This is a genomic window from Psychrobacter pulmonis (assembly GCF_904846465.1).
Lineage (GTDB): Bacteria > Pseudomonadota > Gammaproteobacteria > Pseudomonadales > Moraxellaceae > Psychrobacter > Psychrobacter faecalis.
The window spans coordinates 104,814-123,147 of record NZ_CAJHAT010000007.1 but is presented as its reverse complement, the minus strand read 5'-3'; the positions used below and the strand labels follow the sequence as shown (position 1 = coordinate 123,147).

At 42.4% G+C, this 18,334-nt stretch carries 24 protein-coding genes; 4 read left to right on the top strand and 20 right to left on the bottom strand.

The features are described 5' to 3' along the window. The first annotated feature begins 563 nt into the window (after positions 1 to 563). Positions 564 to 1,073, top strand: a complete 510-nt coding sequence (locus tag JMX70_RS11685; protein WP_223808605.1) for a DUF4124 domain-containing protein — start codon at positions 564 to 566, stop codon at positions 1,071 to 1,073. A 78-nt stretch (positions 1,074 to 1,151) separates the two neighbouring features. Here JMX70_RS11685 and JMX70_RS11680 read toward each other — a convergent pair whose 3' ends face one another. Next, a complete protein-coding gene (locus JMX70_RS11680) occupies positions 1,152 to 2,933 on the bottom strand; it encodes an NAD(P)H-hydrate dehydratase (protein ID WP_201592273.1) in 1,782 nt (593 codons plus the stop codon). Between the two features lie 194 nt (positions 2,934 to 3,127). Here JMX70_RS11680 and queG point away from each other — a divergent pair, with 194 nt between their 5' ends. Then, on the top strand, positions 3,128 to 4,384 hold the full coding sequence (queG, locus tag JMX70_RS11675; RefSeq protein ID WP_201592270.1) for a tRNA epoxyqueuosine(34) reductase QueG: 1,257 nt from the start codon (positions 3,128 to 3,130) through the stop codon (positions 4,382 to 4,384). A 146-nt stretch (positions 4,385 to 4,530) separates the two neighbouring features. On the opposite strand, the gene lysM is transcribed toward queG, so the two are convergent. The 6 genes from lysM to JMX70_RS11645 form a co-directional block, all read right to left on the bottom strand. Next, positions 4,531 to 5,040 carry a peptidoglycan-binding protein LysM gene (gene lysM / locus JMX70_RS11670; RefSeq protein ID WP_144297874.1) on the bottom strand — a complete coding sequence of 170 codons (510 nt, stop codon included), beginning with the start codon at positions 5,038 to 5,040 and terminating at the stop codon, positions 4,531 to 4,533. A 402-nt stretch (positions 5,041 to 5,442) separates the two neighbouring features. Next, positions 5,443 to 5,679: an acyl carrier protein gene (gene acpP / locus JMX70_RS11665; RefSeq protein ID WP_068034635.1), complete on the bottom strand. Its 237-nt coding sequence runs from the start codon at positions 5,677 to 5,679 to the stop codon at positions 5,443 to 5,445. Between the two features lie 307 nt (positions 5,680 to 5,986). Continuing rightward, complete coding sequence (fabG, locus tag JMX70_RS11660; RefSeq protein ID WP_223808606.1) at positions 5,987 to 6,721, bottom strand: 3-oxoacyl-ACP reductase FabG; 735 nt, start codon at positions 6,719 to 6,721, stop codon at positions 5,987 to 5,989. After that, positions 6,712 to 7,680, bottom strand: coding sequence for an ACP S-malonyltransferase (gene fabD, locus JMX70_RS11655; RefSeq protein WP_144297875.1), 969 nt, complete (start codon positions 7,678 to 7,680; stop codon positions 6,712 to 6,714). Before fabD ends, fabG begins: the two co-directional genes overlap by 10 nt. Positions 7,681 to 8,061: 381 nt before the next feature. Beyond that, complete coding sequence (gene rpmF / locus JMX70_RS11650) at positions 8,062 to 8,244, bottom strand: 50S ribosomal protein L32 (protein WP_068408434.1); 183 nt, start codon at positions 8,242 to 8,244, stop codon at positions 8,062 to 8,064. Between the two features lie 328 nt (positions 8,245 to 8,572). After that, on the bottom strand, positions 8,573 to 9,166 hold the full coding sequence (locus tag JMX70_RS11645) for a YceD family protein (protein ID WP_198328467.1): 594 nt from the start codon (positions 9,164 to 9,166) through the stop codon (positions 8,573 to 8,575). 186 nt (positions 9,167 to 9,352) lie between these two features. On the opposite strand from JMX70_RS11645, the gene JMX70_RS11640 reads away from it, so the two are divergent. Together JMX70_RS11640 and JMX70_RS11635 are read left to right on the top strand one after the other, a co-directional pair. After that, positions 9,353 to 10,057, top strand: a complete 705-nt coding sequence (locus JMX70_RS11640; protein ID WP_191691533.1) for an elongation factor P hydroxylase — start codon at positions 9,353 to 9,355, stop codon at positions 10,055 to 10,057. Between the two features lie 241 nt (positions 10,058 to 10,298). After that, positions 10,299 to 10,919: an L-threonylcarbamoyladenylate synthase gene (locus JMX70_RS11635; protein ID WP_093069565.1), complete on the top strand. Its 621-nt coding sequence runs from the start codon at positions 10,299 to 10,301 to the stop codon at positions 10,917 to 10,919. A 78-nt stretch (positions 10,920 to 10,997) separates the two neighbouring features. Here JMX70_RS11635 and rplQ read toward each other — a convergent pair whose 3' ends face one another. The 13 genes from rplQ to rpsH form a co-directional block, all read right to left on the bottom strand. After that, positions 10,998 to 11,357: a 50S ribosomal protein L17 gene (gene rplQ, locus JMX70_RS11630; protein ID WP_068408443.1), complete on the bottom strand. Its 360-nt coding sequence runs from the start codon at positions 11,355 to 11,357 to the stop codon at positions 10,998 to 11,000. Positions 11,358 to 11,376: 19 nt separating this feature from the next. Beyond that, a complete protein-coding gene (locus JMX70_RS11625) occupies positions 11,377 to 12,384 on the bottom strand; it encodes a DNA-directed RNA polymerase subunit alpha (protein WP_068408445.1) in 1,008 nt (335 codons plus the stop codon). Positions 12,385 to 12,465: 81 nt separating this feature from the next. Next, positions 12,466 to 13,107, bottom strand: a complete 642-nt coding sequence (gene rpsD / locus JMX70_RS11620; protein WP_068408447.1) for a 30S ribosomal protein S4 — start codon at positions 13,105 to 13,107, stop codon at positions 12,466 to 12,468. A 48-nt stretch (positions 13,108 to 13,155) separates the two neighbouring features. After that, positions 13,156 to 13,545 carry a 30S ribosomal protein S11 gene (rpsK, locus tag JMX70_RS11615; RefSeq protein WP_058368279.1) on the bottom strand — a complete coding sequence of 130 codons (390 nt, stop codon included), beginning with the start codon at positions 13,543 to 13,545 and terminating at the stop codon, positions 13,156 to 13,158. Between the two features lie 20 nt (positions 13,546 to 13,565). After that, positions 13,566 to 13,922, bottom strand: a complete 357-nt coding sequence (rpsM, locus tag JMX70_RS11610) for a 30S ribosomal protein S13 (RefSeq protein ID WP_058025564.1) — start codon at positions 13,920 to 13,922, stop codon at positions 13,566 to 13,568. Positions 13,923 to 14,176: 254 nt separating this feature from the next. Then, positions 14,177 to 14,293, bottom strand: a complete 117-nt coding sequence (gene rpmJ / locus JMX70_RS11605) for a 50S ribosomal protein L36 (protein WP_011279805.1) — start codon at positions 14,291 to 14,293, stop codon at positions 14,177 to 14,179. A gap of 32 nt (positions 14,294 to 14,325) precedes the next feature. Next, on the bottom strand, positions 14,326 to 15,657 hold the full coding sequence (gene secY, locus JMX70_RS11600) for a preprotein translocase subunit SecY (protein WP_180952577.1): 1,332 nt from the start codon (positions 15,655 to 15,657) through the stop codon (positions 14,326 to 14,328). Between the two features lie 19 nt (positions 15,658 to 15,676). Beyond that, positions 15,677 to 16,117, bottom strand: coding sequence for a 50S ribosomal protein L15 (gene rplO / locus JMX70_RS11595; RefSeq protein ID WP_068408451.1), 441 nt, complete (start codon positions 16,115 to 16,117; stop codon positions 15,677 to 15,679). Further along, positions 16,117 to 16,296: a 50S ribosomal protein L30 gene (gene rpmD, locus JMX70_RS11590; protein ID WP_068408453.1), complete on the bottom strand. Its 180-nt coding sequence runs from the start codon at positions 16,294 to 16,296 to the stop codon at positions 16,117 to 16,119. The genes rplO and rpmD overlap by 1 nt, the downstream gene beginning before the upstream one ends. Positions 16,297 to 16,318: 22 nt before the next feature. Then, the gene (gene rpsE, locus JMX70_RS11585) at positions 16,319 to 16,834 is read right to left on the bottom strand and encodes a 30S ribosomal protein S5 (protein WP_068408455.1); all 516 of its coding nucleotides are present in this window, start codon (positions 16,832 to 16,834) and stop codon (positions 16,319 to 16,321) included. Positions 16,835 to 16,836: 2 nt separating this feature from the next. Continuing rightward, the gene (rplR, locus tag JMX70_RS11580) at positions 16,837 to 17,187 is read right to left on the bottom strand and encodes a 50S ribosomal protein L18 (RefSeq protein WP_068408457.1); all 351 of its coding nucleotides are present in this window, start codon (positions 17,185 to 17,187) and stop codon (positions 16,837 to 16,839) included. Between the two features lie 11 nt (positions 17,188 to 17,198). Then, positions 17,199 to 17,732, bottom strand: coding sequence for a 50S ribosomal protein L6 (rplF, locus tag JMX70_RS11575; protein ID WP_068408459.1), 534 nt, complete (start codon positions 17,730 to 17,732; stop codon positions 17,199 to 17,201). 194 nt (positions 17,733 to 17,926) lie between these two features. Then, positions 17,927 to 18,325 (bottom strand): 30S ribosomal protein S8, encoded by a 399-nt coding sequence (gene rpsH / locus JMX70_RS11570; protein WP_068408460.1) that lies wholly within the window; start codon positions 18,323 to 18,325, stop codon positions 17,927 to 17,929. Between the last annotated feature and the right edge of the window lie 9 nt (positions 18,326 to 18,334).

The window sequence follows — 18,334 nt, the reverse complement described above, 5'->3', positions numbered from 1 at the left end:
TGATAAATAAATAGAGGCAGGATATAAAACGACTCTCAATAATATTGACACGCTATAGGATCGCTAAATCTTATAACTTATTTAATGAGTTGTTGTTAAAACTACACATTGCGCCCTATTTTTTATTACAGCCAAATCTTACGAACCACAGTAATAATAAGTTTATCTTAGTCATTGTAGACAGATAAGTCCGCAGACAATAAATATAGCTTTGAATACGCATTAGGATAATGGCATTTTATTCCATATCATTGTCACAAAGAAAATAAAACTGAGCAAGCTACTGATAAGCAACCCGTAGTCCTTATTTTCAAGTGCCACGGCAATTTTATAAAAGCCGCTCACTGACCAATCAACTGCTATTATATTCGATGGTTTGGGCACCTTTGTCAAGAAAAACTTCTAAACCCTATGCCTAACTATTAGTTATTAAATAATGTACATTTATAAGTATTATTTGCTAAAATCAAACGCTAGTGTATTTATATTGTTATCAAGACGATTAAATATTATCCTTATCTGATAAATACGTCCGTTTCTTACCTATTAAGAGGATTGTCATTATGGCAATTGTTACCATGGCATCTGCGTTTCGTGTGAACACCGCTACCAAACTGCTTCTAAGTATCAGCACGGCGTGTATGCTCATGCTGCCAATCAATGCCAGTCATGCCATTCAGGTTTATAAATCTATCGGCGCGCATGGCGAGGTGAAGTACAGCCAACACGCCCCGCAAAACGGTAGAAATATTGAAGTGATAGAGTTTCGTAGTGACGGCAGACAAAGTAACGCCGGACAATTGGCAGGGAAAACCGAAGCCAATCAAGCGGCTCCGCAAAGTGCTGAAGAACAGCGCGTGGCTCAGCTAGAGGCGCGCATTAAAGAACAAGAAGCACAGGCGAATGCTCAGCGTTGCCAGTCATTACGCAATAATTTAACCAACCTAAATGTTGGTGGGCGTATCTACGAGATGGATGCCAATGGTAAACGTCAATATTTAGATGGCCGTGAAATTGAGCTAAAACGCGAGCGTGTACAGCAAGCCATCAATCAATATTGTAATGGTACCTAAACTCGGTCTTCATATACCTTTGAATAATACCATCACTGCTCTATTCAATGTTAGTCGTTGATACTGATGACTGATGATTCAGTCAGTTATCAGGTGCATAATATGGCGGATAGCAACGGGCATATCCTGTGCTTGCAAGCCTCGTTGGCCGATCAATAATGAGCGACAATTATGAGTATGGCTAAGACTTTCTAAATTTTCTGCCTGCCCCGCTAAGCAGTCGCCTGCCAGACCGTGAAGCAGAACCGCTTGGTGCAAACTACGCGCTTCTTCGGTCAAATCCTTTTGCGCTAGCAGACCTGCAATGACGCCTGATAACACATCGCCCATGCCAGCGCTTGCCATCCCGGCATTACCGACGCCACAAACGTAAATCTGTCTTTCCTCAGCCTTTTGCTCTAGCACTAACGACCCTGCACCTTTTAGCACCCAATCGCCGCCATAGATTTTGGCGCACCGTTTTATCATGGCTAGCCTATCCTCTTCTACTTCATTGACCTCTTTATTCAACAATCTTGCCGCTTCACCACTATGCGGTGTTAGGCAAACTTGATGTTCGCTACTATACGCTTTTAGCTGTGTAACCAGTTTATACTGCTCTGCCTGCAATGTTGCCAAATGGTATAGACCATCAGCATCAATCACTATTGGTTTGCTGTTTTCTATCGCCGTTTGGATATAATTTATAAACAACGCTTTTGCTTTGTCATCACGGCCAAGTCCCATGCCGATAGCAATAACACTGGCTTCTTGGATGAGGTTTTTTACGCCATCTGTATCGTGTAAATTGATGGTCATCGCATCAGGCAATGAAGTTAATAGCGCTCCATGAAATGCTTCATGACAGGCGACGGTAATTTTACCCGCACCAGTCGCCATCGTACTTGAAGCCGAGAGGATAGCAGCACCGCCCATGCCCTGCGAGCTATTAACGCGATTACCGCCAATCACCAATACATGCCCGTAACTGCCTTTATAACTGTTTTGACGGCGTGGATTTAATGGATAAGCTGCTGTCAGTAGCTTGGCAATTGGCTTAAATTCTTTACTAGCCATTTGATAAGGTATGAGCGGAATGTCAATAACTTGTCCGCTATAATCCATACCATCGTTAGTATGCAAACCAAATTTGCGCGCAATCAAACATAATGTCGCATCAGCGTTTACAGCTACTTGGTCGAATACTTGCCCAGTAGAAGCAACCAAGCCACTGGGCACATCAACCGCAATAACCAAAGCGCCGTTGTACTGCGCAGCATCGTTAAGACTATTAATTGCCTGTTTATAAATACCATCAGGCGCGCGATCTAAACCTATACCAAATAACGCATCGACGTAGACGTCGGCTTGTAGCTGCTCACTTACGTTTTGCTTGTCATCAGAACTGATGTCTTCAAAGCGTAAATAATCACAGTTAGCAGACAGCGCTATTTGTAGAGCTTGGTTGGCATCAGATAAAGAAGCTTCTTTGTTAGATGACTGCGTTGTCTCAGCTATCGCAAAAACTTGTTTATCAAAGCCAACCGTGATGATTTGTACTTGCCAGCCTATTTGCTGCAAATAATAAGCAATCAACCAACCATCACCGCCATTATTACCCTTTCCAACCCAAATACTTACTCGAGGCGAACAATTATTGCGATTATCAGTGTTAGTAAGTGCTGAGGAATGAGGATTAAGCATTTTTTGCTCATAAAGCACCACAATATAATGTGCCATCTGCCATGCAGCCTGCTGCATTAATCCAAAACTATCATGACCTGCGCCAAACCATGCCTGCTCCATAGCATAAATCTGCTGACTACTATACAACGCTACTGGTATGGTCGTTTTTGTGGATACATCGGTTGCTACTGGCATGGTTCATCCTCGCTTATTTTTATTGGCTGGTTTTATTATTTTAATCATAAGGTAATGTATGGGTGGTATCAGCTCTATCAAATTTTACGAGAGCTTACAGCTTGGTATAAATACAGATTTATTGGTTTTGCTACTTGCGCTCGTCGCTCACTGGCTTATCATACTGCTATTCACATTATCATTTATAGCGCATTATGAATACCAAAGCCCAACCTACCCACCTTCAATCAACACAGTCAGGCGCACAGACCTCAGATGCTCACAATTTAGCAGCGCAGACATCTGCGCCTAATCATGCAGAGCAAGCAAGAATTGCCGTTCATAATGCGTCAGAATTTGCTACACCGGCAGACGTCAAACAATGGATTAAAACCCAAGCGCAAGGCCTAGGATTTGCTGACTGTGGTTTTTTATCGGTGCATCATCCTTTATTTATCGAGCAAACAGAACATCTAAAGCAATGGCTGGCAAAAGGGTATGAAGGGCAATTGCAGTTTATGCATCATAACCATCATCTGCGGGCCCAACCTGAGCAATTGGTAGAAGGCGCGAAAACCATCATCAGCGTGCGCATGGATTATTTAACCCAAACTCCCACGCCGCGCGCAGTCACTGATAACGCTTATCCCAATCAAGGTATCATCGCCCGTTATGCTAGGGGGCGTGATTATCATAAGACCATGCGCAGTCGCTTAAAGCAATTGGCATTAAAAATTGAAGCCATGCTACCTGAATGGCAGCATCTTAATATTGGCTCAGAGCAGGATTTTATTTTTCGCCCCTTTAGCGATTCTGCGCCTATCTTTGAGCGTCCTATTGCCGATGCGGCAGGTCTTGGCTGGACGGGCAAACATACCCTGCTCATAAACAAGCAAGCTGGCTCGTTTTTTGTATTAGGCGAGCTATTTATGAGTCTTGAGCTGCCTGATGACGAACCGGTCAAGGAGCATTGCGGCAGTTGTAGCGCCTGTATTGACGTCTGCCCTACGCAAGCAATTATTGCGCCCTATGAGCTTAAAGCCTCTGCTTGTATCTCTTACCTTACCATCGAACACGACGGCATTATTGACAGAAAATATCGCCGTGCCATCGGTAATCGCATCTTTGGCTGTGATGACTGTCAGCTTATTTGTCCGTGGAATCGCTATGCCAATATCACCCCAGTAGAAGATTTTGCCCCAAGGCATAATCTTAATAACAGCAGTTTGCTTGAGCTATGGCAATGGCAAGAAGCGGAGTTTATGAAAAAAACCGAAGGTAGTCCGCTTAGACGCACCGGTTACGTGAATTTTTTACGCAATATCGCGATTGGTCTTGGCAATGCAGATGGTAGTACGGAAATAATTACTCAGCTGCAAGCAAAATTAGGCGTTCATAATGCCATGCTAGACGATCATATCCATTGGGCAATTAAAGAACAACAGGAAAAATTAGAAAATTTAAAACCGTAAATGCTATGGAAAATAAAGACCAAAAAAATGCCTCTAATTATATTAAGAGGCATTTTTATTAGCACATAACTTTAAATATCTGTGTTTAAGCGCTTATGTTTAAATACTTATATTTAAACGCTTAGCTTTAAGCACTTAACAGCCTATTACGGCTTAGGAATACGTAGAACTTGACCTGGATAAATCTTATCGGGATCAGAAAGCATTGGTTTGTTGGCTTCAAATATTTTCATATAATCACCCGTTGAACCATACACTTCCTTGGCAATTTTAGATAAGCTATCGCCAGATTTTACTGTGTACATGGTAGATTCAGGCGCATCTTCTTCAATATCGATATTATCAATAACTTTAGCGACGTTTTGCACGTTACCGATAGCGATAATAGCTTTTTCGCGATCCGCTTGGGTTTTGGCCTTACCACTGATTTCTGCAGTATCTGTAGAACCGTTATATTTCACTTTTAGATTACTGATATTCAGATTTTGCTGCTGAATACGGCGTAGTAAAATATTGGCAACTGACTGAGCAGAAGGCTCTGTGCTTTGAACTGGAGTATTAGCATCCGCTTTGGTTTCTGCTTTAGCGTCATGCTTGGCATCGTCACGGTTAAAAATCTTTTCACCGATGTCTTTTGCGAAACTGAACATACCCATAAAATTGCTCCTTAAAATATTGTTATCTATTATTTATCATTATTGTTTTAATAGGCAATGTATTTAACGTTTGTCACTCTCGCATCGCCTACATATGAACATAACTTTTATCTCTAAACAGTGGTTTTAATCGATATAACAAATATCACCTTATTACTGCTTACCATTCCTAGTATAGACAAAGGCAAATACCGTCTCTAGTAATAGTATGTTGAGTAATGTTGATTTGGCGTAGCTTATGTAACTTTATTATTAATAGCTACCATTCAAATATGGCAGTGAATTGAGCAAATATAAGCAGTAAAACAGAGAAATAATCACTACCTCTAAAAAATAGCGTTAAAAAAACCGCTTATCAATAAAGATAAACGGTCATAGCACACTTACTAAGCAAAGGATTAATTACAATTGCGCTTGTACGTAATCAATGGCTTTTTGAACAGTCGTTAGTTCTGCTGAATCTTCATCAGGGATAGTGATGCCGAAATCGCTTTCGAATGACATAACCAATTCAACTAGGTCTAATGAATCAGCGCCTAAGTCTTCCATGAATGAAGCATCATTATTGATATCTTCAACGTTCATACCTAATTGTTCCGCTACCGCAGATTTAACTCTTAGCTCGGTATCATTACTCATGTAGATTTCTCCTTTTTGATCTATTATTTCGACAAATTGCCATAGTCTTATGATAAAGCACTATGGCAGTATATATAAAATGGGCTGGTCAAATTATCACGGCTGTCTGGAAGACAGATAACCAATTATACGTTTTGACTAATGTCTGCTAAAACCTAGCTATCATACAGGGCTTTGACAAAAAAGTATCCGCTATTATAGCACCCTTTATTATAGTTTACACTCGTTCACAGAGTTTTTTATTATAACTATGTAACGCACCGTTATAATAATAAATAACGCTAAATTAGAATAATAACTTCTAACCCTACATGTACATACCGCCATTGACAGGAATAACCGCGCCAGTAATATAGCTGGCTTCATCACCTGCTAAGAAAAATACGGCGGCGGCAATATCTTCTGGCTGACCAAGACGGCTGATTGGAACCGCATCAAGCATTGAGTTAAGTAGGCGCTCGTCAAGCTCATCGGTCATATCGGTTTCAATAAGACCCGGTGCCACACAGTTAATCGTCACTTGGCGTGAGCCGATTTCGCGCGCTAGCGTTCGGCTAAAGCCTTCGACGCCGGCTTTAGTGGCCGCATAGTTAGATTGACCCGCATTGCCCATTTGTGCAACCACAGAAGTAATATTGATGATACGACCACGACGCGCTTTCATCATTCCGCGTACTGCCCGCTTACTCATACGATAAACCGAAGTCAGATTGGTATCGACAACATTGTCCCAATCTTCATCTTTCATACGCATCAATAAACCATCTTGAGTAATACCGGCATTATTAACCAGCACTTGTACGGCACCGTAAACACTTTCGATTTCTTCAAATAACTTATCAATCTGCGCCGTATCGCGCACGTCTAGCACGCGCCCGATACCGCCACTATCGTTTAAGTATTCTTCGATAAGTGCTGCGCCTTTTTCGGTGGTCGCGGTGCCAATGACAAAGTGTCCTTCTTTGGCAAAACGTTTGGCAACGGCTTTACCGATACCGCGGCTTGCGCCTGTCACTAATGTAATCGTACGGCTCATGATAATACCTCCATCAACTTATCTAAACGGGCAGGCTTGTCGGTAGGATAACTCACAATAGGATGTGCTTGACGCTTGGCCAAATTACTTAAAACATTACCACTGCCACATTCGATTAAAATATTAATTTGCTTGTCGGCCAATTCCTGCATGGTTTTTGACCATAAGACTGGTTCACTGAGCTGCTCGGTCAATGCTTGCTTGATAGCGACTGCATTGCTTTCAACGCGCGCATGGCGGTTTTGAATCACTGGAATGGCCGCTTGATCAAATTGAATGGCTGCCAACTCTTGCGCCAAAGCGCTAGTCGCAGGCTCCATAAGCGCACAATGCGACGGCACACTAACCTTTAATGGGATGGCTTTTTTACCGGTATTTTGAACTTTATCAATCACGGCATTGACACCAGCGGCGTTACCTGAAACCACCACTTGACCTGGACTATTAAAGTTTGCGGCGCCAACAATGGCATCATCAACGTGCTCGGTCGCTTGTTCGCATAAGTTTTCGACGCGGTGGTCTTCAAGACCCAGTACCGCTGCCATCGCTGTATCGACCCCTGCCACCGCCTCTTGCATCAATTGACCGCGTTTATGCACCAGTTTGACCGCATCAGCTAAGGATATTACGCCAGCAGCACATAAGGCGCTATATTCACCCAAGGAATGGCCCGCTAGGTAACAAGGCTTATCTTCTATTTTTTGTTGTAAGATGCGCCAAATAGCGATACTAGCAGTCAACAAAGCCGGCTGAGTATATTGGGTTTGGTTCAGTTTGTCTTCGTCCTGACAAATTACCCATAAGTCTTCACCAAGCGCTGTACTGGCTTCGGTAAAGGTATCACGAATTTCAGGATAGGTTTCAGCAAGCTCGCTCAGCATACCGACCACTTGTGAACCTTGTCCAGGGAATAGCACAGCTATACGGGTGGGTTGTTTTTTTACCATATCGGGTACAGAGGCCATAACCAATATTCCTTATTTAATTGGAAATACCCCTAAATGAATGGGGTTTATTATAGAATTAGAGACTAATAAAAAGATTCGCTGTACAAAGCACCGCTATCATTATTCCTTTAAGACAGCTGACTGCTATTAAACTATACACTGACGCAGACAATAAGCATAGCTATCAAAGACTGAACGCTTAAAATGTAATATCTCTATAATCACTACTTGATAAAAAATAGATAACAAAAAGCCAAGATATCTGACTTCATAATATATGATAGCGAGATAACTTGGCTCTTATTTGCTTAAACTGCTTGCACCATAACAACTGTGTAAAATCATCGATAGTCATTAGAACTACCAGCATTTTGCATCAACCATCAGCGCGCAAATAAATTAAGCGTCTTGACTAACTTTGAAAAGCTGGCGACCACGATAGAAACCATCTTTAGTCATGTGATGACGACGATGTTTTTCACCAGTAGTAGCGTCGATGCTTAATTCAGCCACTTCCATACGATGATGTGAACGGCGCATGTCACGACGAGAACGACTTTTACGACTTTTTTGAACAGCCATGATATAGCTCCTATACTTAAAAGGGTTAAGCTTGAAATTCAGCTTTAATCGATACCGACAGAGGCTATATAATCACAACAACCTAAGTCTTACGCATCATTAGTTAAATAGATTGCCACACGTATTAAAGTGCTGACTACGTCTAAAATCTATAGTTCGTTTGCGAAGCCAGCTTCTCTCTGCCAGCGGCAGGTTGCTAGAATGCAATAAACGGGACATTATACGCATGTTTCGCCAATTAATAAAGCCTTGCTTTTCACTCTTGGGCAAAAAGCTGATAAAAGGTAGAAAGTAATGATTTATCGACGTTATACTGCCAGTTACGCGGCTATAACTTGCCCTTTAACGATGCTAACGCTGCAAAAGGATTCTCATTTTCCTCTTCTTCTGGAATGTCACCAAACTGCTCAACGCTCATCTCGCAATCATCGTGCTTTGGTGCCATAGGCGCTTTTAGCAAAATTTCATCTTCGATCAATTTTTTAAACGGCAATAAACGCTCAGGCGCAGGCTCAGTGATAATTTCATCGAGCAGCAAGTAATCCTGCTCTTCACCGACCAAACGCACTTGGCTTTCGTTATCTAATAATGCAATATCATAGTCATCAGTCAAATCAATAGCAATCGGTTGCAAACAACGCTGACAAGTCAACCATATCTCACCTGTGAAAGTAAAAGACAAATGCAACACATTATTATGGCGATATAGATTGGCTTTAAGCTCAAGGTTTGATTGCTCGTGCTCAGTTGACAAGATGGCATTTAGGCGCTCAAACGAACGCGGCGCAACTTGCCCTGACCATTCAAAGCCACTGTCTTCCCATTTGCTTAAAGAGATATCCTCTGGCAAGTTGCTCGACATCGTAGCTGCTGTTTTGTCAGCCTGAAGCGCTGACGGCTTGTTTATTGGAGTGCTTGACATGCGCGGCCTCATTCATCAAAAACGGTGTATAATATTGCCTGCCATACTAACGGAAAGCGCTGATGAGCGCTAGGGCTAGTATGTTAAGATTTTTGGTAAGTGCTTTCGTATTAAGTTTGCATTTACCTTGGCTTGCTCGCGTTGCAAATCACGCGCTCTACCTTTTTATTTGGTTAATATATTCATATGATATCGCCTGCTGTGGATCCTGACTTTTCTGTTTTGCTTTCTGTTTCTGACGCAAAACGCTTGCTACATCGTTTAAATACTTTAGAAACCAAAAAGCCACCTGAGTCTTTGAGCGCTATTTCAAAGATGCAGTTAAACGCACTGTCAGAACAATGGCAGAAAATTATCCATGCTGAAAATATCAACACTGTTGATGAGAATGAAAAAACAGCGACCGATTGGCTGATAAGTCTCTTTAATACGTTATTTGCCCACCAGCACGTTATCCTAGTACGTGGCGCTGGCGAACCAGAGTACTTTCCTGCCAAAGACAATCAGCCAGCACGTATTGAATTTGCCCATGGTTTCTTTCAAAGCGCATTGCATGAGCTAAGCCATTTTTTTATTGCAGGTGAGCGTCGTAGACAGCTCTCTGACTTTGGCTACTGGTATGCTCCCGATGGGCGCACAGAGGCTCAACAACAAGCGTTTGAGCGTGTAGAAATCAAGCCCCAAGCGTTAGAGTGTTTATTTACTTTAGCGTGCAGACGTCCTTTTCAAGTCTCGCAAGACAATCTGTTTGCCACCTTTGATACCAGTACCAGCACCTTTGCGCAGGACGTCTATCAGCAGGCCAAAGCATATATCGCTGAACCTCACGTCATACCACGTGATGCCAAAATATTATTGCAAGCATTATTAACGATTTGTACTGCTAATTAGCGATGAAAAACTGCGCTCTATATATGTATTTCCTGTCGAAAGCGGTCCACAACTATAGTGTTAACGTTTCCCTACCCACCGTAACGCCTTGCTAATAAACTTATATTTACTTTGCGTTATACTGATTGAATAGTAGTTCTATCTTTTGATGCTGTCAGAGAGATATGCTAAAAAACAAAAAAATTTCATTTTTTAAAAACTACCTACGAAGCACTCTATAATTAAAAAATAAGGAAAAATCATGCAAGTATTTTACATTCATCCGGACAACCCACAACCGCGGCTTATCGAACAAGCAGCGGATTTATTACGTAATGATCAATTAGTTATCTATCCTACCGATACCAGTTATGCGTTTGGCTGCCGCTTAGGCGCTAAAGACGCGCTAGAAAAATTAAAACATATCCGTGAGCTTGATGATAAGCATCAATTTACCTTGTTATGTCGCGATTTAAGTGAAATTGCCAACTATGCCACGGTAGACAATGTGCAATTTAAACAGCTAAAAGCCCATACACCGGCACCGATTACCTTTATCTTAAACGCCACCAAAGATGTACCTAAGAAGTTGGCGCATCCTAAGAAAAAAACCATTGGTATTCGCGTGCCAAGCAATCCTATTGCGCAAGCATTGCTAGCAGCGATGGATGAACCTATATTGACCAGTTCACTCATATTGCCGCATCGAGATGAGATATTGGATGATCCATTTGAGATTGAAGAGTTACTCGGTAATCAAATAGATGGTCTCATTAATGCTGGTATCAAAACCACCAAACTGACTACTATCGTCGATATGACCACTAATCAGCCCGAAATCATCAGACAAGGTGCTGCTGACGTCAGCTCACTCGTACCATAAAAAAATTTTAAGAATAAAAGGCATAAAAAAAGCTCCAAATTATTGAAGCTTTTTTTGTTATACAATGAGCGTATAAAATTAGTCACGATCAACCAATTCTACATAAGCCATTGGCGCATTGTCACCATCACGGTAACCGCATTTTACGATACGCAAATAACCACCTGGACGAGTTTGGTAACGAGGACCTAACGTGCCAAATAGTTTGCCTACCATAGTTTTGCTACGCATACGACTAAATGCCAAACGGCGATTAGCAACGCTGTCTTCTTTAGCCAAAGTGATTAATGGCTCAGCAACACGGCGCAATTCTTTTGCTTTTGGTAAAGTTGTTTTGATCAGTTCATGCTCAAATAATGAGTTGGTCATGTTCTGAAACATTGCCTTACGATGACTGCCGGTACGACCCAGCTTGACTCCACTCTTACGATGGCGCATAGTCAAAAATCCTTAAAGTTTAACGGCTACGATAAGAAAAGCGATCATCGACACGAAGGTCAGCTGGCGGCCAGTTGTCTAGGCGCATACCGAGCTCTAAATCTTTAGACGCTAATACGTCTTTGATTTCGGTCAATGATTTCTTACCAAGATTTGGGGTTTTTAGTAGTTCAGTCTCTGAACGCTGTACCAAATCACCGATATAGTAAATGTTTTCAGCTTTCAAGCAGTTGGCTGAGCGAACCGTTAGTTCAAGATCGTCCACAGGGCGTAATAGCACCGGATCAACCTCTTCTTTTTCTTTCACAGGCTCAGGCGCTTCTTCAGCTTCTAGGTCAACAAAGATAGAAATCTGCTGTTGTAAAATAGTGGCTGCTTTACGAATTGCTTCTTCTGGATCGATAGTGCCATTAGTTTCAAGCTCGATGATAAGACGATCAAGATCGGTACGTTGTTCTACACGTGCGTTCTCAACCTGATAAGCAACACGCAGTACTGGACTAAAACTTGCATCAAGCTTTAAGCGTCCAATCGCTTTAGTGTCACCATCTTCACGGCGCTGGTTTGCTGGCTCATATCCACGACCCATTACCACACGCAAACGCATCTTAAGATGACCACGGTCGCTTAATGTACCTAATACCAATTCTGGATTGATAATGTCGACATTATGCGGCAACGTGATGTCTGCAGCAGTAATAGTGCCTGGACCTTGTTTATCCAAGGTCAAGAATACTTCATTTTGGTCATGAAGGGTGATTGCCAAGCCTTTTAAGTTCAAAAGCAAGTCAAGCACGTCTTCTTGTAGTCCTTCAAGCGTTGAATATTCATGGTCAACACCATCAATCTCAGCTTCAATGACTGCAGCACCAGGTAATGAAGATAACAAGATGCGACGTAAGGCATTACCTAAAGTATGCCCAAAGCCGCGTTCTAACGGTTCGAGCGTGACTTTCGCAATTGTTTCATTAACCGTATCCACGTTAATGGCGTTCGGCGTTAGAAACTCAGTTGCACTTAGCATCATGATGTCACCTCGATTTATTAAACTGGTTTAATTAACGTCAATTGCTCAATGCTATTATTATAACATCGAGCAGTACGTTACTTACTTAGAGTATAGCTCAACGATCAAGCTTTCGTTGATTTCAGCAGGTAGATCAATGCGATCAGGCGCTTGTTTAAACGTGCCCTGTAGCTTGCTGTGGTCAACATCTAGCCATTCTGGAATACCACGTTGTGTCGCTAGTTCAATAGCGTTTTTAATACGTAGTTGTTCGCGAGACTTCTCACGGATAGCGACGACATCACCATCTTGCAACTGAATTGATGGAATGTTCACACGAACAAACTCATCGCGGCCAGCTTTTTTTACCATCACAGTGCGATGGCTAACTAGCTGACGTGCTTCAGCACGAGTTGAGCCAAAGCCCATGCGATAAACGACGTTATCAAGGCGACTCTCAAGCATTGCTAGTAGGTTTTCACCAGTAGCGCCACGCTTACGAGCAGCTTCTTTATAGTAGTTAGCAAACTGACGCTCTAGTACACCGTAGATACGCTTAACTTTTTGTTTTTCACGTAACTGTAGAGAGTACTCTGAGCTCTTATTACGGCTGACACCATGTTGACCAGGTGGACGAGCCGCTTTTTTCGTTTTTACGTCATATGGTTTAACACCAGACTTAAGGCCTAAGTCTGTACCTTCACGACGTGATAATTTGAGTTTTGGTCCAATATAACGGGCCATTGTTATGTCTCCTATAAGCTCTTATGATAAAAAGCTTCGTCTTTAATATTAGACGCGGCGCTTTTTCGGCGCACGGCAACCATTGTGTGGGATTGGGGTCACATCAGAGATGCTGTTAACTTTATAACCCAATGCACCAAGTGCTCTTACCGCAGACTCACGACCCGGTCCTGGTCCTTTGACCAAAACGTCGATATTCTTAACACCGTATTCTTGAGCCGCTTTACCAGCGACTTCAGCTGCAACCTGAGCTGCAAATGGTGTAGATTTACGTGAACCACGGAAGCCTTGTCCACCTGAAGTGGCCCAAGCCAGTGCATTACCTTGACGATCGGTAATCGTAACAATGGTGTTATTAAAAGACGCATGGATATGGGCAACGCCCTCCGATACTGAACGACGAGTCACTTTTTTGCGACTACGAGTGTCTTTAGCCATCTTTTAGCTTCCTAAGTTAATTATCTTTTGAGAGGGCGTGTCGGACCCTTACGAGTACGAGCGTTGTTCTTGGTGTTCTGACCTCTAACTGGTAGGTTACGGCGATGGCGGATGCCACGGTAACAACCAAGATCAACCAAGCGCTTGATATTCATTGACACTTCACGACGAAGATCACCTTCAGTCATGTAATTTGCAACTTGTGCACGGATAGCATCTAACTGTGTATCATCTAACTGGCTAACTTTAGTAGTAGGGGCAATGCCAACTGCTTCTAAGATTTTCTGAGCAGTGGTACGACCTATACCAAAGATATAAGTTAGTGAAATAACAGCATGCTTATTATCCGGAATGTTTACGCCGGCAATACGAGCCATTGATTTCTCTCCATTAAAGAAAAATAAGCTTTATTCATTAATAAAGCGTTATTTTTCAGATTTGTTGCTGTCAATACTAAAGCTTTTATAATTATTATCGCTGCTTCAACTTGATAACAAGTCTCTTCATTGACCATTTTATAAAAGATTTTGCATAAACTACGGCAAGTGGCGGATGATATCGCATCCGCCGTTATTTTTCAAGTATTAATTTTATAAAACCAATAAGCGTGACGCTTTATGTCTTTAAAACATTAACCTTGACGTTGCTTGTGGCGAGGTTCTGCGGTACAAATAACATGTACACGGCCTTTACGGCGCACAACTTTACAGCTACCACAAATCTTCTTAACTGATGCTTGAACTTTCATAGCATACTCCTTTGAGATATCGTACCGCTCATTTAAGGTTGAGTGGGCGATTGAATTAACGTCTGATCATGATATTGATGGGTCATCAAATGCGCTTGGATTTGCGAAATGAAGTCCATTACCACAACCACCATAATCAGTAATGACGTACCACCAAGTTGAAACGGCACACCAAACGATGACTGCACGACCATTGGCATTAAACAAATAACCGTCATATACATCGCGCCAATAAAGGTCAGTCGGTTTAATACATGATCAAGGTAACGCTGAGTTTGTTGTCCGGGGCGAATACCTGGGATATACGCACCACTACGTTTAAGGTTTTCAGCAACTTCACGCGGACTAAATACCAATGCCGTGTAAAAGTAACAGAAGAAAATAATCATTGCGCCAAACAGAACCAAATACAGCGGCTGCCCTGGAGACAACACCAATGCCATATTTTGTAATATCTTTTGTGTAAAAGTAGGATCAGCCGATTGACCAACCCATTGTCCTAAACTTGCTGGAAACAACAATAACGAGCTGGCAAAAATAGCGGGAATAACCCCTGCCATATTTAGCTTAAGCGGCAAATGCGACTGCTGCTGAGCATAAATTTTGCGACCTTGTTGTTGCTTCTGCGCATAGTTTACTGGGACACGGCGCTGCGCTCGTTCAATATAAACGATACCGGCAGTCACCGCGATGCCTAGCAATACAAAGATAAAAAGTACAATCAAGTTCATCTGCCCTTGATTGACCTGTTCGATAGACTGCGAAATCATACCTGGCGTACCAGCCACAATACTCGCAAAGATGAGCATTGAGATACCATTACCCACGCCGCGTTCTGTAATTTGCTCACCAAGCCACATTAGGAACATAGCGCCAGCTACCAATGAGGTAACCGCTGGAATATAAAAAGTCAAACCAGTAGATAAGGTAAGATTCTGACTGATAAGGCCAGCACACATTCCTAATGACTGTACTAGTGCTAATCCAAGTGTCCCTTGACGGGTGTACTTGTTTAGCTTACGTCGTCCCGCTTCGCCTTCTTTTTTGAGGGCTTCAAGCGATGGCAATACCGCCGACATCATCTGAACGATAATAGATGCTGAAATATATGGCATGATGCCAAGTGCCATGATGGACATACGTTCTAGTGCACCACCTGAGAACATGTTAAACATGCTCAAAATGGTATTTTCGTTGCGCGAAAACAGATCAGCCAAGTTAACCGGATTGATACCCGGTACTGGAATATGTGACCCTAAACGATAAACAATCAATGCGCCGATTAAGAATAATAAACGCGTCCATAATTCATCATACTTACGTATAAAGGCAAATGGATTGAGCGGTATACCAGTCGATGACATTGATTGTTTTGACACGTTACTACTCCTCGATGCTACCACCAGCAGCTTCGATTGCTTGCTTGGCGCCTTTAGTCACTTTGATACCTTTAAAAGTATAAGCTTTAGTGACTTCGCCTGACAACATAATACGAACGCGTTTCATGTCATGACGGATAACATTAGCAGCTTTTAGTGTTTCAATGCTAACCACATCGCCTTCGACTTTGTTCAATTCAGACAGACGAACTTCAGCAGTCGTCATTGCCATTTTACTGGTGAAGCCAAATTTTGGTAGGCGACGATATAAAGGCATTTGACCACCTTCAAACCCTGAGCGAATGCTAGAACCTGAACGAGATTTCTGACCTTTTACACCGCGACCACCAGTTTTGCCAAGACCTGAACCGATACCACGACCACGACGTTGGGCAGTTTTCTTAGCGCCAACACCTGGTGATAATTCATTTAATCTAAGTCCCATTACGCTTCCTCCACTTTTACCATGTAGTTGACGCGATTGACCATACCACGGGTTGAAGGAGTATCTTCTACTTCAACAGTATGACCAATACGGCGTAAACCCAATCCTTTCAAGCTCGCTTTGTGGCTCTTGAGGCGATGGGCACCCGATTTAAATTGAGTGACTTTCATTTTTTTCATCGTAACTCACCTAGTTTCTAAGTTAACCCAAGATTTCGTCTACAGATTTACCACGTTTTGCTGCCATCTTTTCTGGAGTTGACATATCACGTAAACCGTTAAATGTTGCACGTACAACGTTTGCCGTGTTGGTAGAACCATGAGATTTCGTTAAAACGTCTTTAACACCAGCAACTTCTAATACTGCACGCATTGCGCCACCAGCGATTACGCCAGTACCTTCAGATGCAGGCTGCATGTAGACTTTACTAGCACCATGACGTGCTTTGATCGGATGGAACAATGTTGCACCATCAAGCTCAACAGTAATCATGTTGCGCTTAGCAGCTTCAAGTGCTTTTTGGATAGCAGCTGGCACTTCACGTGCTTTACCACGACCAAAACCAACACGGCCATTGCCATCACCCACTACGGTTAGCGCAGTAAATGAGAAAATACGACCACCTTTAACCACTTTTGCAACGCGATCAACGGTAACTAAGCGTTCTACTAGACCGTCAGTCTGTTCATTTTTATCATTTTTATCATTTCTAGCCATGATTAAAACTCCAATCCGTTTTCGCGAGCAGCTTCAGCTAAAGCTTTTACTCGACCATGATATTTAAAACCACTACGGTCAAAGGCAACTTTAGTAATACCAGCTGCTTTTGCGCGTTCTGCGATCAATTGGCCCACAGACGTCGCTGCATCAACGTTACCAGTTGCACCTGAACGTAAGCTGCTGTCTAAGGTAGATGCCTGAGCAATCACTTCACCACCGTTTGGAGAGATAATTTGGGCATAAATATGTCTTGGGGTGCGATTAACCGTTAAGCGATTTACGCCTAAAAAACGGATATGTGCACGGGTTTTCTTTGCTCGACGTAGACGAGCTGCTTTTTTATCAAACATTTCAACTCACCTTATTTTTTCTTGGCTTCTTTGCGAATCACATGCTCGTCACTATAACGAATACCTTTACCTTTATAAGGCTCTGGTGGGCGGAAACCGCGGATATTAGCCGCTGCTTGACCAAGCTGCTGCTTATCGTTTGATTTTAAAACGATTTCAGTTTGCGTTGGGGTTTCAGCTGATACACCTTCAGGTAGCGTATATTCTACTGGATGTGAGTAACCAACGTTTAGCGTTACTTTATTACCAGTAGCTTGAGCGCGATAACCAACACCAATAAGTTGAAGGCGTCTTTCAAAACCTTCATTTACGCCTATTACTAAATTGTTTAGTAAAGAGCGCATGGTGCCAGTATGCATCATGGCTTCTTTTGAATCGGCTGCAGGTGAGAGAAGAATTGCATCATCTTCCTGTTTTAGCTCGACCAATTCATGCAGGCGTAAAGACATATTGCCATTTTTGCCTTTAACTTCGACCTGCCGATCGTTCAAAGTAACACTTACGCCGCTAGGCAGTGCTACTGGGGCTTTAGCCACACGAGACATAGGAATATTCCTTAAAAAAATTAACTTACTTTTATTAGCGAAAAAACTAACAGGCTAAAAAGCGTGTTAGTTTAGCATAATTGACTGCATTAGGCACCTATCAATGTTAAAAAATATGTATGATAAAATTGATAAGTGCCCAACGAAGATCAAGTAGACTTTATCGTCTCGTTACCGATAGCAATGATTGCTAATTAAGCAACGAATGCAACGATTTCACCACCGATACCAGCAGCGCGTGCAGCACGATCGCTCATGATACCTTGGCTGGTTGATACGATAGCAACACCCATACCTTGTTTAACAGTAGGGATAGCGTCTTTACCGCGATGCTGGCGTAGGCCAGGACGGCTATAACGTTGGATCGTTTCAATAACCGCTTTGCCTTCGAAGTATTTTAACTCGATGGTCAAAGTTGCTTTGTTATTTTCTTGCTCAGTCACAACAGCGCTGGCTACATAACCTTCGCTTACTAATAAGTCAGCGATTGATTTACGTAGTTTAGAGCTCGGCATTGCTACCGATACTTTATTAGCCATTTGTGCGTTACGAATACGGGTTAGCATATCCCCAACGGTATCTTGCATACTCATATCGTTACT

What these genes read in the sequence shown, in the direction of transcription:
- rpmD (WP_068408453.1), bottom strand. Translation starts at nt 16,296, where the DNA reads ATGAAAAAAATGAAAGTCACTCAATTTAAATCGGGTGCCCATCGCCTC.
- rplO (WP_068408451.1), bottom strand. Translation starts at nt 16,117, where the DNA reads ATGGGACTTAGATTAAATGAATTATCACCAGGTGTTGGCGCTAAGAAA.
- rpsM (WP_058025564.1), bottom strand. Translation starts at nt 13,922, where the DNA reads ATGGCTCGTATTGCCGGCGTAAACATTCCGGATAATAAGCATGCTGTT.
- JMX70_RS11640 (WP_191691533.1), top strand. Translation starts at nt 9,353, where the DNA reads ATGATATCGCCTGCTGTGGATCCTGACTTTTCTGTTTTGCTTTCTGTT.
- rpmF (WP_068408434.1), bottom strand. Translation starts at nt 8,244, where the DNA reads ATGGCTGTTCAAAAAAGTCGTAAAAGTCGTTCTCGTCGTGACATGCGC.
- JMX70_RS11635 (WP_093069565.1), top strand. Translation starts at nt 10,299, where the DNA reads ATGCAAGTATTTTACATTCATCCGGACAACCCACAACCGCGGCTTATC.
- rpsE (WP_068408455.1), bottom strand. Translation starts at nt 16,834, where the DNA reads ATGGCTAGAAATGATAAAAATGATAAAAATGAACAGACTGACGGTCTA.
- rplF (WP_068408459.1), bottom strand. Translation starts at nt 17,732, where the DNA reads ATGTCTCGTGTGGCTAAAGCCCCAGTAGCACTGCCTAGCGGCGTAAGT.
- fabD (WP_144297875.1), bottom strand. Translation starts at nt 7,680, where the DNA reads ATGGCCTCTGTACCCGATATGGTAAAAAAACAACCCACCCGTATAGCT.
- rplR (WP_068408457.1), bottom strand. Translation starts at nt 17,187, where the DNA reads ATGTTTGATAAAAAAGCAGCTCGTCTACGTCGAGCAAAGAAAACCCGT.
- rpsH (WP_068408460.1), bottom strand. Translation starts at nt 18,325, where the DNA reads ATGAGTATGCAAGATACCGTTGGGGATATGCTAACCCGTATTCGTAAC.
- acpP (WP_068034635.1), bottom strand. Translation starts at nt 5,679, where the DNA reads ATGAGTAATGATACCGAGCTAAGAGTTAAATCTGCGGTAGCGGAACAA.
- JMX70_RS11645 (WP_198328467.1), bottom strand. Translation starts at nt 9,166, where the DNA reads ATGTCAAGCACTCCAATAAACAAGCCGTCAGCGCTTCAGGCTGACAAA.
- rplQ (WP_068408443.1), bottom strand. Translation starts at nt 11,357, where the DNA reads ATGCGCCATCGTAAGAGTGGAGTCAAGCTGGGTCGTACCGGCAGTCAT.
- rpsD (WP_068408447.1), bottom strand. Translation starts at nt 13,107, where the DNA reads ATGGCCCGTTATATTGGACCAAAACTCAAATTATCACGTCGTGAAGGT.
- secY (WP_180952577.1), bottom strand. Translation starts at nt 15,657, where the DNA reads ATGTCATCGACTGGTATACCGCTCAATCCATTTGCCTTTATACGTAAG.
- rpsK (WP_058368279.1), bottom strand. Translation starts at nt 13,545, where the DNA reads ATGGCTAAAGACACTCGTAGTCGCAAAAAAGTGACTCGTCGTTCAGTA.
- JMX70_RS11680 (WP_201592273.1), bottom strand. Translation starts at nt 2,933, where the DNA reads ATGCCAGTAGCAACCGATGTATCCACAAAAACGACCATACCAGTAGCG.
- queG (WP_201592270.1), top strand. Translation starts at nt 3,128, where the DNA reads ATGAATACCAAAGCCCAACCTACCCACCTTCAATCAACACAGTCAGGC.
- JMX70_RS11685 (WP_223808605.1), top strand. Translation starts at nt 564, where the DNA reads ATGGCAATTGTTACCATGGCATCTGCGTTTCGTGTGAACACCGCTACC.
- lysM (WP_144297874.1), bottom strand. Translation starts at nt 5,040, where the DNA reads ATGGGTATGTTCAGTTTCGCAAAAGACATCGGTGAAAAGATTTTTAAC.
- JMX70_RS11625 (WP_068408445.1), bottom strand. Translation starts at nt 12,384, where the DNA reads ATGATGCTAAGTGCAACTGAGTTTCTAACGCCGAACGCCATTAACGTG.
- rpmJ (WP_011279805.1), bottom strand. Translation starts at nt 14,293, where the DNA reads ATGAAAGTTCAAGCATCAGTTAAGAAGATTTGTGGTAGCTGTAAAGTT.